Here is a 15,463-nt window from a genome sequence, read left to right as displayed (position 1 = left end):
CGGCGTGCCTCTGAGCACAGTATCCAATGCGTGGGCCGGCCGTTGATCGCAGGCATCACGTCACCCTTGGAGATGAATCTCGTGTCGGGGTCGCCATCCGCCAACCACCAGCCGGTCTGCGGGCAATGATGACCCGTCAGGGATGTCACATGTCCGTCGTGAGTCGGCAGCGAGTCCAAGGTTCTTTTCTTCATGTCGTTCCTTCGGAGGGGGCATTAATTGCAGCAATGGCTCAAAACGTGTTTGCGTCGATGACGAAGCGGTACCGCACGTCACTGGCGAGGACGCGCTCGTAGGCGTCGTTGATTTTGCTGGCCGGAATCACTTCCACCTCTGCCCCCAGCCCGTGGGCGGCGCAGAAGTTGAACATCTCCTGGGCCTGCCGTATCCCGCCCATCTTGGATCCGGAGAGGCTGCGGCGGAAGCTGACCAGTGACCAGGCGCGTTGCGTCAGCGGTTTCGATGGCAGCCCCACGAGAACCATCGTGCCGTCCAAAGCAAGCAGTGAAAGGTACCCGTCGACGTCGATATCAGCGGAGACCGTATTGATGATCAGATCAAAATGACCCCTCAGAATCTCGAAAGTGGACGGGTCGGACGTGGCATAGTGATGCTCCGCCCCAAGCCGGAGCGCGTCCTCCTGCTTCTTGAGCGACTGGCTGAGTACTGTGACCTCCGCGCCCATGGCTGCGGCGATCTTGACGCCCATATGGCCGAGTCCGCCCATGCCGATGATGGCCACGCGCTTCCCCGGTCCGGCCTTCCAGGTGCGCAGCGGCGAGTACATGGTGATGCCGGCGCACAGCAGGGGTGCGGCGGCGTCAAGTGGAATGCCGTCAGGAATCCGCAGGACATAGTTCTCGTCCACCACAATGCTTGTGCTGTAGCCGCCGGCTGTGGGCAGGCCGTCCCGGCCCACGGAGTTGTAGGTGCTCGTCGCCCCGGACAAACAGTACTGTTCCTCGCCGGCACGGCAGTTGACGCAGTCACGGCAGGAATCCACAAAGCAGCCCACGCCCACACGGTCCCCCACTGAATGTCGCGTCACCTTGGCGCCGATGGCCTCCACGACGCCGGCAATCTCGTGCCCCACGACCACCGGGTAATTCACGCCCGCCCAGTCGCCCCGCGCCGTGTGAATATCGGAATGACAGATCCCTGCGAACTTGATGGCGATCTGCACGTCGAACTCACCGGGCTCGCGGCGTTCGATGGTGCCTGGCTGCAGGGGCGACGCGGCCGAGACTGCGACATAGGCTTTGGCAAGCGTGGGCATGTAGGGCTCCGTTCCTAACGTGACGCTATCTAGAGGGACGGCCGGTCCGCGGTGTGGGTGTGCGGGTTGGCCAGGTGTTCGGGGCGGAGGATCTCGTCGAGTTCGTCGGCCGTGAGTAGTCCGCGTTCGAGGACGAGGGAGGTGACGCTGCGGCCCGTGGAGAGTGCTTGGCGGGCGATGGAGGTTGCCGCATCGTAGCCGATGAGCGGGTTGAGGACGGTGACGACACCGATGCTCGCTTCGACCTGGGAACGAAGGTATTCCTTGTTGGCAGTGATCCCGTCGATGCAGTGGTCCGCCAGCGTGGTGCATGCCGCCGTGAGGTGGGTCAGACTGGCGAACAGGGAGCGCGCGATGATCGGTTCAAACGCGTTCAACTGCAGCTGCCCGGCCTCGGCGGCCATGGTGATGGTCAGGTCGTTGCCGACAACCTCAAAGGCGACCTGGTTCACCACTTCCGGAATGACCGGGTTCACTTTCCCGGGCATGATGCTCGACCCGGCCTGGCGCGGGGGAAGGTTGATTTCGGCGAAGCCCGCCCTGGGTCCCGAGGAGAGCAGCCGCAGGTCGTTGCAGATCTTCGACAGCTTTACCGCCACGCGCTTTAGGGTCCCGGAGAACAGCACAAAGGCACCGCAGTCCTGGGTCGCTTCCACGAGGTTGCCTGCCGTCACCAGCGGTAGCCCGGTGATGCGCTGCAAGTGAGTGCAGGCCTCGGCGGCATATCGTGGATGGGTGTTGATGCCGGTGCCGATGGCGGTCGCGCCGAGGTTGATCTCGTGAAGATGAACCAGGGCTTCGCGAATCCGGCGTTCGTCCTCGTCAACCATCACCGCATAGGTGCTGAACTCCTGACCAAGGGTCATGGGCACTGCATCCTGCAGTTGCGTCCTGCCGACTTTCACCACGTCGTCGAACTCCACAGCCTTCCGCGCCAGCGCTCTGCGAAGATGTGCCATAGCTGCCAGTAACACAAGGGCGCCCTGGATCGTGGCGATCTTGATCGCCGTGGGGTACACGTCGTTGGTTGACTGGCCCAGGTTCACGTCCCCATTCGGATGAATGGTGGAATACTCACCTTTGTCCAGTCCCAGATGCTCCAGTGCACGGTTGGCAATGACCTCATTGGCATTCATGTTCGTCGAGGTACCGGCCCCGCCCTGGATCACATCCACCACGAACTGCTCCAGGAGCCGACCCTGTTCAATGTCTTGGCAGGCGCGCGAGATTGCGTCCTTTTTCACCTGGTCAATCAGGCCGAGATCGAAGTTTGCCAACAGAGCGGCATGCTTGACCTGGGCCAGCGCCGTGACGAGCATCGGGTACGCGGAGATCGCCGTGCCGGTGATCGGGAAGTTCTCCACTGCACGCAGGGTCTGGATCCCCCAGTATGCGGTGACCGGGATCTGCCGGACACCCAGGAAGTCGGACTCTGTCCGGCTTCCTGTGGTTTCCAAAAGGGACGATTTCTCGATCATGTCTCAATCCTTGTGTCGATTGCTCCGTAAGTGCCCTTTTGGAAGCCCAAAACGGCACTTACGGAGCAATCAATGGGTTAGGTGGTACGGGAAGGCTCAGGAAGCGGAGACGAAGCCGAGTTTCTTATCAACGACGTTCTGCAGCGGCTCGCCTGCGCGGTACAGCCTCAGGTTCTCGAGGAACAGCAGCCCGAGGTCGTCAAGATAGTCCTCGGTGTCCCCGCTCATGTGCGGAGTGATAATGACGTTGTCCCCGCTCCACAGGGCATGGCCGGCAGGAAGCGGTTCCGGGTGCACAACGTCCAGCGCCGCGCCTGCAATGGTGCCCGAGGCCAGGGCATCAGTCAGGGCGCCCGTGTGCACCAGCTCGCCGCGCCCTACGTTGATCAGGCGTGCAGATGGTTTCATGGCCGCCAGGACCTCCGCGTTGACCAGTCCCTTGGTCTCTGAGGTCAGCGGAGCAGCGAGCACGAGATAGTCGTAATCCTTGACCACTGAGACTAGGTCCCGGGAGGAGTGGATCTGCCCAAAATCAGTATCCCCGGGGCGGGCTGTCCGTCCTCCGCCGTCGGCTCCCATGCCGACGGCGCGGAAGAGCCGGGCGATTTCGCGGCCGATGGACCCGGTCCCCACCACGAGGGCGGTCTGTCCCTGGATCTTGCGGGTGGTCCGGTGCTGCCAGCGTTGCTCCTGCTGCAGGCGGTAGGACCCTTGGGAGTCCTTGGCCATGTCCAGGACGAAGCCGAGGGCGAACTCGGCGATGGCCGTGCTGAGGACCCCGCGGGAGTTCGTGTAGGTAATGTCGCTCTGGATCAGTTCGTCGAACAGGAGCTGGCTGACGCCGGCCGCCGTGACATGGACCCACTTCAGCGTAGAGGCAGCGCTCCAGTTCTCCTTGAGCGCCGGCGAGAACGAGTGCCATTGGTACAGCACGTCGGCGCCGTCCATCGCCTTCGCGAGACCATCGGCTTTGGTCAGCCGGACCTCGGCAAGCTCCTCGATCTCGGAAAGCCGGGGCGGCAGTGCCTCGCGGTAGAGGGCGGCGACGACGGGCCGCCTGCGTTCTGCGGCGGCGCTCATGACGCCGTGACCGCGCTAGCGTTGGCTGGCTGGTCCGTTGCCAGGGCGAGGGTGTTGATCGCAGTCAGGACTGCTGCCGTAAATTCCGACGTCGATGAGGTGCCGCCGACGTCGCGGGTGCCGTGACCGTCGCGGAGGGCAGACTCGAAGGCAGCCTGGAGGTGCCCTGCTGCCTCGGGGTGTCCGAGGTGCTCGAGCATCATGGCGCCGGACCAGATCTGGCCTACCGGGTTTGCCAGGCCCTTGCCGGCGATGTCCGGAGCAGAACCGTGGACCGGTTCGAAGAGGGATGGGAAGTTGCCCTCCGGGTTCAGGTTGGCGCTGGGCGCCAAGCCGATGGAACCGGTCACGGAGCTGCCCAGGTCCGAGAGAATGTCTCCGAGGAGGTTGGAGGCGACAATGACATCCAATGTCCACGGCTTCAGGACCAGGTGCGCAGCCAGCGCATCCACCAACTCATGGGTCACGGTCACACCCGGATACAGCCGGACGGTTTCCTCGACCACTTCGTCCCAAAACGGCATCGTGTGGATAATGCCGTTGCTCTTCGTGGCGGACGTCAGCCTGCCCTGGCGGGAAGCAGCAAGAGAAGCGGCGAAATGGGCAGCACGCGAGACTCCCAGGCGGGTGAAGATGGTTTCCTGCACCGCGCTTTCGTGCGGCAGGCCGCGGTACATCCGCCCGCCGACCTCGGAGTACTCGCCTTCGTTGTTCTCGCGGACGATGAGGATGTCAATCGGGTTGTCCGCCGCGAGAGGCGAGGCAACGCCGTCGAGCGTTTTGACCGGACGGAGGTTGATGTACTGCTGGAACTCCCGGCGGATCGGGATCAGCAGCCCCCACAGCGATTCCGTGTCCGGAACCTCCGGCGAGCCCACGGCGCCCAGGAAAATGGCTTCATGCCTGGCGAGCTGTTCCAGCCCGTCAACGGGCATCATCCGCCCGTGCCGTCCGTAGTAGTCAGAACCCCAGTCGAAGTACGTGAACTCCAGGTTCAGGGAGTGGATGCTTGCGATCCGCTCGAGGCAGGCGATGGCAGCGGGAACAACTTCATTCCCGATGCCGTCGCCTGCAATTACTGCAATGCTGTGCCTGCTCATGGTGTCCGTTCTGTCGGCCAGCCCTGTTGCTGCCGGCGGGTCGGCTCTCCGAGGTTGATGATGGTGTTCTTGGGTTCGGTCATCTCCAGGACGGCGTACTTGACACCTTCGCGCCCTACGCCGGATTTCTTGAATCCGCCGAACGGCATGGAATCAATCCGGACGTCGCTGGTTTCATTGATGACAACGGCGCCGACGTGCAGCCGGTCGGCGATGGCCATGGCGAGGTCGATCGATTGCGTGAAGACACCTGCCTGGAGACCGTACTCGGAGCTGTTGGCTGCAAAAATGGCGTCCTGGGCTTCAATGAACGGCAGGATGCTGACAACTGGCCCGAACACTTCCTCCCGGATCACCCGGCATTCCGAGGGCACATCGGTCAGCACCGTGGGTTCGTAGTAGGCCTTAGTGCGATTGCCTCCGGCGTGGACGGTGGCGCCGGCAGCCTTCGCTTCCTCCACCCATTCCTCCACGCGCCGGGCTTCGTCCTCCGAAATAAGGGGGCCGACGTTGGTGTTCCGGTCCAGCTTGGACCCGGTCCTGAGTGCCTTGGTCCCGGCGGTGACGTGTTCGAGCACCTGCTCGAAGAGCGAGGTGTGCACGTACACACGCTGCACGGACAGGCAGTTCTGCCCGGCCACACCGAACGCTCCGGCCACAATCGCCTTGGCTGCCTGGACGGCGTCAGCGTCCGGGCAGACAATCGTGGCATTGTTGCCGCCGAGTTCGGAGATGATCTTCTTGGCGCCTGCCGCGGCGGCAATACGGTCCGCTGTTTGGGGACCCCCGGTGAAGGAGATCAGATCCACTTGCGGGTCCGTCACCAGTGCTTCGGAAACGCCCGGACCGGCCACGATCGCCGCAATACGTCCGGACGGAACACCCGCTTCAACCAGCAGCTGGACCAGCGCCAGCCCGGACAGCGGGGTCCGGCCGGAAGGCTTAAGCACGACGCCGTTGCCTCCGATGAGAGCCGGGCCCAGCTTGTGAGCCACGAGGTTCAGTGGATCATTGAACGGCGTGATCGCCGCGACGATCCCTACCGGCTTACGGCTGTACCAGCCGATCTTGTTTCCGCCGGCCACGCTGTCATCAAAGCCCAGCGTCTCCCCCGTCAGTTCGCTGGAAGCGGCGGCGGAGAGCCGCAGGGTTTCCATGCAACGCCGCACCTCGCGCTCGGCCTCGACTATCGTCTTGCTGCTTTCCGCGGCAATGATCTTCGAGAACCGCTCGGACTGTTCGCCCAGGAGCTGCACAGCCTTTTCAAGCGCCTGGCGGCGTGAGCGGAGCGGCCATTCGTCAACCTGGAGGTGGCGATGAATGTGCGCGATCGCTCGCCGCACGTCCTGCGGCGTTGATGTGCAGACCCGGCCAAGCAGGATGCCATCTTCAGGATCCCGTATTTCCAGGGTCCTGTCGGTAGTCTGCCACTGGCCTTCAAAATAGGCACCGCCAGGAAGGTTGGCCACGTTTGCCCGGCCATAACCCGTTTCCTCAGCTGTTTTCGGGCGCGCTTGAGCCGCGGTCGTTGATGAAAGCATATGAACCCTTATCCTGCCTATTTGACCCGGTCGATGATTTTTGCCGCTGCACCGATGAAGGGCAGGAACCAGGGCGGACCGAAGTGGCCTGGAACGGGCGGGTTTTTCAGGTCTTCCCAGACATTGGCGGACTTGTCGCCGGCCATGTAGTGCGCCATCCGCTTGCCCATGTGAGCTGCCATCTGCACACCGTGCCCGCTGTAGCACAGGGAGTAGTAGAGTCCGTCGTGGACGCCGGCGTGAACCATCTGGTCCATCGAAAGGTCCACCAGGCCGCCCCAGATGTAGTCCACCTTGGCGTTGGACAGGTACGGGAAGAGTTCGAGCATGGCCTTCCGCAGGATCTCAGCGCTCTTGACGTCCGAATCCGGGCTGGACAGGGCAAAACGGGCCCGGCCGCCGAAGAGCAGACGGTTGTCCGGCGTGATCCGGAAGTAGTAGGTCAGCATCTTGCTGTCCGAAGCCTGGCGCCGGTTGGGCAGGATCCGGTTGACCACGTCTTCGGGCAACGGGTCAGTGACAATGATGAAGCTGCCCACGGGAATGACCCTGCGCTGCATCCATGGCGTGATGTTGCCGGTGTAGCCGCTGGTAGCCACCAGGACCTGCTTGGCCCTGGTGATGCCGCGGGTGGTGTGCACGTCGTGCACGGTGCCGGACACCTTGTTCAGTTCGGTCACCGCCGCGTTCTCGCAAATATCGGCTCCGGCGGCAACAGCCGCTCCGGCCAGGCCATGGACGAACTTGCCCACGTGCAGACCAGCCCCGAGCGGGTCAACCATCGCGCCCTGGTAGAAGTCCGTGCCGATTTCACTGTGGATCTCGGACTTGGGGATAACGGTGACATGGTGGTCGGCCAGGGCGGCCAGCTTCTCCTGCGACTTCAGGAAGCCCTCGTAGTGGGACTTGTGGAAGGCCAGCGAGAGCTTTCCAAAGCGGTTGTAGTCGCAGTCGATGCCATTGTCATGCACGAGCTTTTCGATGGTGTCGATGGCGTCGTTGTATTCCTGGAACATCTCCACGGCCCGGGTGGCGCCGTAGCGCTTGACCGCGGTGCTGAAGCTGATGGCCAACCCAGTGGTTGCCATTCCCCCGTTGCGGCCGGACGCGCCCCACCCGACGGTGTGGGTTTCGAAAACGGCAACGCTGGCGCCTTGCTTGGCAAATTCCAGGGCTGCGGAGAGTCCGGTGAAGCCGGCGCCGATGATTGCCACATCGACATTTTCGGGTACCGGAGTCTGACGGTAGTCTCCGGATGCTTCGGCTGTGTCCAGCCAGTAAGGAATGAGTTTCACGGTTTGACCTTTCGCCTCGAAATCGGTTTAGAGACCGAGGTGCTTGTTGATCTCGTCCAGGGACTTGGCGGTGGTGAGGTCGTAGCCCGGGCCAATGGGGTCATAGCCACGGTCCAGCAGCCAGAGGTTGCGGAAGCCCATGTCGTGCATCGGGTGAATGTCGTAGCGTGTGTGCGAGGAGATGTGCAGGAAGTCCTCCGGCTTGGCGTTCAGGGTATCAAGCATGTACTCGAACGCCTGGTAGCGCGGCTTGTAGGCCTGGGCCTGCTCAGCGGTCAGCACGGCGTGGAAGTGTGCGCCGAGCTTGGGAATGCTGATGTCCAGGAAGCTGTCGTCGGCGTTGGACAGAGCCACCAGCTTGTAGTTGTCGCCCATGAGTTTCAGCGGAGCCGGCACGTCCTCGTGGGCAACCCAGCCGCGTACCGCCTCAGCGAACGCAGCGCCGGCGCCTTCGGTCGGCCCAATGCCCCAGCGTTTGCACACCCGGTCAAAGGAATCCTGGAGGATCTGCTCGTAGGGCTTGTAGTCGCCAAGGACCTCGTCGAACCGGTACCCACGGAACTGCTTCTTGAAGGCAGGCCACTGCTCCTCAGAGATGCGGCCATCCAGCAGGCGACGCGTGGTGGGATCAATGTCGAAGTTGATCAGTGTGCCGTAGATATCAAAAGAGATGTACTTCGGGCGGTTGGAGTCTGCCATGATTCGTCCGTTTCTTGAAGTTGTGTCGAAGGCTCGGATACCGAGTCTCATGTGGTCCCAAGGCATGTGCAGAGCCGGTTGGATTCTTCCCCGTGGCAGGGGACTCTGCTGCCCGATACATCGACTCTAGAGGCGCAAATTGTAAATTGTCAACAGTTTCGCGACTTCCCCTTCGGGCATCGTTAACCCATCATTTTTCTTTTCGTCAATTGTTGACAATCTTCTCTCAAGGGGGTTGCATTGGCTTAGATGCGGAGGAGATCCGGATCACAACCCCGCATGAAGCGCACCACACAAACGCCAGGCCACGGCCCCGAAGCAAGGGATGCCGACCGGGCGGTCCTGCGAAATATGCACTCGTTTTGGCGGATCCACTTCAGCCGAAACCATTCGAAGGGAAGCACCATGAAGACCAGCAACAAAGTCCAGACCGCAGCTGCAGGCTTGGCAGTTCTATTGGCGTTGAGCGCTTGCGGCGGCGCGGCCAGCAGCACGCCGGGATCTGAGTCAAAGACCAACAACACCACCGACATTTCAGAAGGCATCCAGCCTGACGCCGGTGCCGTGGCACTGTTGCCGCAGTCCTTCAAGGACAAGGGCGAGCTCACGGTTGCGATGGACCTGCACTACCCGCCGACGACCTTCCTTGCGGAGGACAACCAGACCCCGATCGGGCTCAACCCGGACGTCGCCCGGCTCATTGCGAAGAAGCTGGACCTGAAGCTGAAGTTCGTTGACACGAAGTTCGACACGATCGTCCCGGGTCTGGACGGTGGCCGGTTCGACTTCACCGCCACGACCATGTCCAAAACCGAAGAGCGACTCAAGGTCCTGGACATGATCGACTACTTCAAGGCCGGCAACTCCGTGGCCGCGGTCGCCGGGAACCCGCAGAACCTCACCGTCGAGACCCTGTGCGGGAAGAACATCGCCGTCACCCAGGGCTCGACCGGCCAGCTCAAGCGCCTCCCGACCCTTAGCGAGCAGACCTGCACATCCAAGGGACAGCCGGCTATCAATGGCGTGACGCTGCCCAACATCCAGGACGCCCTCACCCAGCTGCACTCCAAGCGGATCGACGGCATCCTCTACGACACAACCGCTCTCGGATGGGCAGAGAAGCAGCAGCCGGGCTCCTTCACCATCCTCGGCCGGGTCGACGTCGGCTCGAGCGATTTGACCGCCGTCGGCCTGAAGAAGGGCTCGCCGCTGACACCCGCCTTCCAGAAAGCGCTCCAGGCCGTCCTGGAAACCCCGGAATACAAGAAGTCCCTTGAGACCTGGGGTCTGGACTCCGGGGCCATCACCGACGCCAAGCTGAACTAGGAGGCGCTCCATGGTCACAGCTACCAGCAAAGAAAGTAAAGCAACGATGGGTAGCATTGATGCAGCCCTCAAGCCCCGGATTCGGCTTCGGACTCCCAAAGAGTACGCGGGATGGGTCCTCAGCATTCTCGTCGGAATCGGGATCCTCACCTCCGTCCTGACCAACCCCAACTTCAAGTGGGGTGTGGTCGCCCAGTACTTCACGCATGAATCCATCCTCCGCGGGCTGATGCTCACGATCTTCCTCACGGTTGCGAGCATGACACTGGGAACGCTGCTGGGGCTGGGCCTGGCAATCATGCGCTCCTCGCACGTGAAGCCGGTTTCCATCGCCGCAAATATCTATATCACCTTGTTCCGTGGCACCCCGGTCCTGGTGCAGCTGATCTTCTGGTTCAACATCTCCGCCCTCTACCCGAACCTGAGCATCGGGATCCCGTTCACGAACATCGGCACCGCGATCGACATGAACGCCCTGATGGCACCCATCACCGCGGCCCTGGTCGGCCTGACCCTGAACGAAGCCGCCTACATGGCCGAGATCATCCGCGGCGGGTTCTCCTCGGTCGGCAAGGGCCAGATCGAGGCCGCCGACTCCCTGGGCATGAGCTCCGGCACCAGGATGCGCAAGGTCATCATCCCCCAGGCGATGCCCTCGATCATCCCCGCGACCGGCAACCAGGTGATCGGCATGTTCAAGGGAACCTCCCTGGTCAGCGTCCTCGGTGTTGCCGAACTGCTCCAAAGCGCCCAGCTGATCTACGCCCGCACCTACGAGACCATCCCGCTGCTGCTCGTGGCCTGCCTCTGGTACCTCGTGATGACCCTGCTGCTGAGCTACCCGCAGTCCAAGCTCGAACAGAAATACTCCCGCGCAACCTCCAGGCTTCCCCGGAAGGCGAAAAAAGTTGTGCTGACCGACCCGGAAGGTAACCTCCGATGAGCACCGACGGCACGATCCTTGCCCAGAAAATCCGCAAGTCCTTCGGACCCAAAACAGTCCTCAAAGACATCAACCTTCAGATCGCCAGCGGCGAGATCTGCTGCATCATCGGACCGTCCGGCTCCGGTAAATCCACCATCCTGCGCTGCATCAACGGCCTGGAAACCGTGGACTCCGGGGTCCTGAAAGTCAACGGTGAAGACTTCGGCTACTACGAAACCGACACCGCCTACCACGCCCTGCCGCCGAAAAAACTCGCCCAGCAGCGCACCAGGGTCGGCATGGTCTTCCAGTCATTCAACCTCTTCCCGAACATGACAGCACAGGAAAACATCATGTCCGGACCCGTCCTGGTCAAAGGCCAGGACAAAAAACAATCCATGAAGCAGGCCCACGAACTGCTCGCCAGCGTCGGCCTGGCCCGGTTCGGGGACTACTACCCCGCCCAGCTCTCCGGCGGGCAGCAGCAACGCGTCGCGATCGCCCGGTCCCTGGCCATGGACCCCGAGATCATGCTCTTCGACGAGCCCACCTCGGCCCTGGACCCCGAAAAAGTCGGTGAGGTCCTCGCCGTCATGAAACAGCTCGCCAAAAAAGGCATGACCATGGTCGTCGTCACCCACGAAATGGGCTTCGCCCGCGAAGTCGCCGACTCCCTGATCTTCATGGACGACGGCTACGTCATCGAACGCGGCGACGCCCGCGAAGTCCTCACCAACCCCAAAGAAGCCCGCACCCAGGCCTTCCTCGAACAGGTCCTCTAACCATGAACGGAAAACTCGCCATCATCGGCCTGGGCAGCATCGGATCCATGGCCCTCTGGCAGGCCTCCCGCCTGACCGGTTCCGTCACCGGATTCGAAGCCCACGCACCCGCTCATGCCCGCAGCGCCGTGGGCGGTGACACCCGGCTCTTCCGCATGCTTTACCGTGGAGTGCCTGACTTCTACCCCATTCTGGAGCGTTCACGGGATCTCTGGGCCCAGCTCGAAGCCGAAACCGGCCAGAACATCCTGACCCGCTGCGGCGGACTCTCCATCGGATCCGCCGATGGGCCCTACATCCCGGCCCTGCTGGAAACAACCAGGATCAACGGCGCGGACCACGAAATCCTCAGCCGCGAGGACATGGCCGAACGCTACCCGCAGCACAACCTCCGTGCCGACGACATCGCCGTCTACGACCCCCACGCCGGCGCCCTGCGCACCGACCGTGCGGTCACGGCGGCGGTTGCCGCCGCCCAGGCCAACGGCGCAACAGTCCACAGCAACACCCCGATCGACAGCATCACCGAAACCGCAGACGGCGTCCTCATCACCTCCGGCGACAAATCCTGGACCTTCGAGAACGTCATCGTCGCCTCCGGCGGCTGGTCCCAGCGGCTGATGCCCGACTACCTGAAGGCAGCAACGCAGACCAAGCGGGTCTTCCTGACCTGGTTCGTCGCCCGGGATGCATCGGAGTTCTCACCTGAGAAGTTTCCCGTCTTCATCCGAATCTCCGGGGACCGCTCCATGTACGGCGCACCCGCCGTCGACGGCGTGACGGTTAAGGCAACGCTTGACGGACGGGGAGGACCAACACCTCATGCGGATTCAGTCCCCCGGGACCTGACATCCGCGGAAATCTCGGAAACCATGGAGACGGTCACCGAATTCTTCCCAGGGCTGTTCCCCAACATCGTCCGCTCGGATGCCTTCCCGGACCTCTTCACCTCGGACGGGAAGCCCCTGATCGGCCACGTGAACGAAGGAAGCAAAATCTACTTCGCCACCGGCTTCTCCGGCCAGGGCTTCAAAATGGCCACCGGCTACGGCGAAATCGCCGCACACGAAGCCTTGGGCAAGCGAACCTTTGAGGGCCTCGATTTTGCGCGACCGCGACGCTTCAAGTCGAGCTAATAGAAGCACTTACCTTTCCGATTCCCTCAACATCGCCTATTGTTGACAATCTACACTCTCTAAGAAAGTATGAAGCCCATGGCAACTCTCAGCCCCCTCCTCAAGCAGGCCACTCCCGTCGTCGTAGACCACGCCCTTGGCAGCTGGATCCACGCGACCGACGGCAAAAAGTACCTCGATTTCACCACCGGAATCGGTGTTACCAGCACGGGTCACTGCCACCCCGATGTCGTAGCGGCAGCACGCGAGCAGGTCGGCAAGATTGTCCATGCCCAGTACACCACCGTGATGCACAAGCCCTTGCTTGAGCTCACCGAAAAGCTCGGAGAGTTCCTGCCCTCGGGGCTGGACAGCGTTTTCTACGCCACGTCCGGCTCCGAGGCAGTGGAGGCTTCCGTCCGCCTGGCCCGGATGGCCACCGGGCGGCCCAACATCATCTCCTTCCACGGCGGCTTCCACGGCCGGACCGTGGGCGCAGCCTCACTCACCACGGCCGGCACGAAGTTCCGCTCCGGTTTCTCTCCCCTTATGGGCGGCGTGCACATCGCGCCTTTCCCGCACTGGTACCGCTACGGCTGGGACGAAGCAACCGCCGTCGCCTTCGCCCTGAAGGAACTGGACCACCTCCTCCTGAGCATCAGCAGCCCCGCAGACACGGCAGGCTTCATTATCGAACCCGTCCTGGGCGACGGCGGTTATATCCCCACTCCCCCGGCGTTCCTGCAGGGACTGCGGGAACGCGCAGACCGCCACGGAATCGTCCTCATCCTGGACGAAGTCCAGGCAGGCGTCGGACGCACCGGCAAGTTCTGGGGCCACGACTGGGCAGGCATCACCCCTGACGTCGTCATCACCGCCAAGGGACTCGCCAGCGGCTTCCCGATCTCGGCCATTGCCGCCTCGGCAGAGCTGATGGGCAAGGCATGGGCAGGCTCGCAGGGCGGCACCTATGGTGGAAACGCCGTAGCGGCCGCGGCCGGCGTCGCAACGCTGGGCGTCATCGAGCGCGAGAACCTGGTCGAGAATGCCCTGGTCCGGGGCGATGAACTGCGGGCAGGGCTTGACCAGCTCAAGACTGAATTTGCGGGAATCGGCAACGTGCGGGGCCGCGGCCTCATGCAAGGCGTCGAGTTCACGTCTTCAGACAACACCCCTGATGCCGCGACGGCGCTGGCAGTCCAGCAAGCAGCCATCAAAGAAGAACTCCTCCTCCTCACCTGCGGCCCGCACGGCAACGTCGTCCGCATCATCCCGGCGCTCAACGTAACCAGCGACGAGATCCAGGCCGGCCTGACCAGGTTCACCCAGGCCCTGAAAACAGCCACCTCCTAATCTCTCCTACGATCCTTGAAAGCGTGACATGAGCTCTTCATTTGACCCCAATAGCCTCCACACTGAGCTGTTCATCGATGGCGCGTGGCAAAAGGCCGCCAGCGGCGCCACTTTCCCCGTGGAGAACCCGGCCACGAACGAAATTATCGCCCACGTGGCGGATGGCGGGCCCGAAGAAGCCCGCGCAGCCATCGAGGCCGCCGGCCGCGCCCAGGCGGGGTGGGCAAGGTCCACCCCGCGCGAAAGGGCCGACATTCTGCGGCGCGCCTTTGAGCTGGTGATTGCCAACACCGACCGGCTCGCCGCGATCATGACCGCCGAGATGGGCAAACCCCTGGGAGAGGCTAAGGGCGAAGTGGCCTACGGGGCCGAAATGATCCGCTGGTTCTCCGAAGAAGCCGTCCGCATCGGCGGCGATCACGCCACCTCCGTTGACGGCAACACCCGGATCATGATCACCAAGGAACCTGTCGGTCCGTGCGTGCTCGTCACCCCGTGGAACTTCCCGCTGGCCATGGGCGCCCGCAAGATCGCCCCCGCCGTCGCCGCCGGATGCACCATGGTCTTCAAGCCTGCCGAGCTGACACCGCTGACGTCCCTCGCCCTAGTACAGATCTTCCGGGAGGCAGGCCTTCCTGACGGCGTCCTGAACGTGGTCACGACCTCCAGCGCCTCCAGCGTGGTTGGGACCTGGACCAGCAGCGGCATCGCACGGAAGATCAGCTTCACCGGCTCCACCGAGGTGGGCAAAATCCTGCTGCGCCAGGCGGCCGACAACGTGATGCGCTCCTCGATGGAACTGGGCGGAAACGCCCCGTTCATCGTCCTGGCCGACGCGGACATCGAGAAGGCAGTTGACGGGGCCATGAAGGCCAAAATGCGCAACATGGGCGAGGCCTGCACCGCCGCGAACCGCTTCTTCGTGCACCGCTCAGTGGTGGGGGAATTCAGCGAGAAGTTCGCCAAGAAGATCTCCGAACTGCGGGTAGGCAACGGCGCCCTGGCCGGGACCGAAGTGGGGCCCCTCATTGAGCAGAAGGGCCTGGACAAGGTCGAAAGCCTCGTGGCGGACGCAGTCGCCAAAGGTGCACGCGTCCTGACCGGCGGTACCCGCCCCGAAGGACCCGGATATTTCTACACCCCCACCGTCCTGACGGACGTGCCCCTGGATGCTGACCTGATGAACACCGAAATTTTCGGTCCGGTAGCAGCCATCACCGCGTTCGACAGCGAGGACGAAGTGCTTCGCCTCGCTAACGACACGGAGTGGGGCCTCGTTGGCTACGTCTTTACTGAGACCATGGATAAGGCCCTTCGCTTCTCCGCAGAACTGGAAGTCGGCATGGTCGGACTGAATACCGGCCTTGTGTCCAATCCTGCAGCCCCGTTCGGCGGCGTCAAGCAGTCCGGGCTGGGACGCGAAGGCGGCAAGATTGGCATCGAAGAATTTCTTGAGACCAAGTACACCGCAATAGCGGTCTAGAGAGCGCAGT

Annotated in this window: 13 protein-coding genes; 6 read left to right on the top strand and 7 right to left on the bottom strand. The window is 62.7% G+C overall.

Annotated elements, in window-relative coordinates:
• Positions 1–232: 232 nt before the first annotated feature.
• The 7 genes from J2S97_RS03585 to J2S97_RS03555 form a co-directional block, all read right to left on the bottom strand.
• A complete protein-coding gene (locus tag J2S97_RS03585; RefSeq protein ID WP_307046673.1) occupies positions 233–1,276 on the bottom strand; it encodes an NAD(P)-dependent alcohol dehydrogenase in 1,044 nt (347 codons plus the stop codon).
• Between the two features lie 29 nt (positions 1,277–1,305).
• Entirely contained in the window at positions 1,306–2,754 is a 1,449-nt protein-coding gene (aspA, locus tag J2S97_RS03580; RefSeq protein ID WP_307046671.1) for an aspartate ammonia-lyase, read from the bottom strand.
• Positions 2,755–2,850: 96 nt separating this feature from the next.
• Complete coding sequence (locus J2S97_RS03575; protein WP_307046669.1) at positions 2,851–3,834, bottom strand: D-2-hydroxyacid dehydrogenase; 984 nt, start codon at positions 3,832–3,834, stop codon at positions 2,851–2,853.
• Positions 3,831–4,934, bottom strand: coding sequence for a tartrate dehydrogenase (locus J2S97_RS03570; RefSeq protein ID WP_307046667.1), 1,104 nt, complete (start codon positions 4,932–4,934; stop codon positions 3,831–3,833). The genes J2S97_RS03575 and J2S97_RS03570 overlap by 4 nt, the downstream gene beginning before the upstream one ends.
• Entirely contained in the window at positions 4,931–6,403 is a 1,473-nt protein-coding gene (locus J2S97_RS03565) for an aldehyde dehydrogenase family protein (RefSeq protein ID WP_307046665.1), read from the bottom strand. The genes J2S97_RS03570 and J2S97_RS03565 overlap by 4 nt, the downstream gene beginning before the upstream one ends.
• A gap of 89 nt (positions 6,404–6,492) precedes the next feature.
• Positions 6,493–7,770 carry an NAD(P)/FAD-dependent oxidoreductase gene (locus tag J2S97_RS03560; RefSeq protein WP_307046663.1) on the bottom strand — a complete coding sequence of 426 codons (1,278 nt, stop codon included), beginning with the start codon at positions 7,768–7,770 and terminating at the stop codon, positions 6,493–6,495.
• A 27-nt stretch (positions 7,771–7,797) separates the two neighbouring features.
• Positions 7,798–8,469: a haloacid dehalogenase type II gene (locus J2S97_RS03555; RefSeq protein WP_307046661.1), complete on the bottom strand. Its 672-nt coding sequence runs from the start codon at positions 8,467–8,469 to the stop codon at positions 7,798–7,800.
• Between the two features lie 405 nt (positions 8,470–8,874).
• Here J2S97_RS03555 and J2S97_RS03550 point away from each other — a divergent pair, with 405 nt between their 5' ends.
• From J2S97_RS03550 to J2S97_RS03525, 6 genes are all read left to right on the top strand, one after another.
• Complete coding sequence (locus J2S97_RS03550) at positions 8,875–9,795, top strand: ABC transporter substrate-binding protein (RefSeq protein ID WP_307046659.1); 921 nt, start codon at positions 8,875–8,877, stop codon at positions 9,793–9,795.
• 46 nt (positions 9,796–9,841) lie between these two features.
• Positions 9,842–10,738 carry an amino acid ABC transporter permease gene (locus J2S97_RS03545; protein WP_307046657.1) on the top strand — a complete coding sequence of 299 codons (897 nt, stop codon included), beginning with the start codon at positions 9,842–9,844 and terminating at the stop codon, positions 10,736–10,738.
• Entirely contained in the window at positions 10,735–11,502 is a 768-nt protein-coding gene (locus tag J2S97_RS03540) for an amino acid ABC transporter ATP-binding protein (protein WP_307046655.1), read from the top strand. Before J2S97_RS03545 ends, J2S97_RS03540 begins: the two co-directional genes overlap by 4 nt.
• Before the next feature lie 2 nt (positions 11,503–11,504).
• On the top strand, positions 11,505–12,638 hold the full coding sequence (locus J2S97_RS03535) for an FAD-dependent oxidoreductase (RefSeq protein ID WP_307046654.1): 1,134 nt from the start codon (positions 11,505–11,507) through the stop codon (positions 12,636–12,638).
• Positions 12,639–12,716: 78 nt separating this feature from the next.
• Positions 12,717–13,970, top strand: a complete 1,254-nt coding sequence (locus J2S97_RS03530; protein ID WP_307046652.1) for an aspartate aminotransferase family protein — start codon at positions 12,717–12,719, stop codon at positions 13,968–13,970.
• 28 nt (positions 13,971–13,998) lie between these two features.
• The gene (locus J2S97_RS03525; protein WP_307046650.1) at positions 13,999–15,453 is read left to right on the top strand and encodes an NAD-dependent succinate-semialdehyde dehydrogenase; all 1,455 of its coding nucleotides are present in this window, start codon (positions 13,999–14,001) and stop codon (positions 15,451–15,453) included.
• Positions 15,454–15,463: the final 10 nt, after the last annotated feature.

Source organism: Arthrobacter oryzae (assembly GCF_030812315.1).
GTDB classification, from domain to species: Bacteria; Actinomycetota; Actinomycetes; order Actinomycetales; family Micrococcaceae; genus Arthrobacter; species Arthrobacter oryzae_B.
The sequence above is the reverse complement of the archived record's forward strand: the minus strand, read 5'-3'. Positions and strand labels throughout refer to the sequence as shown.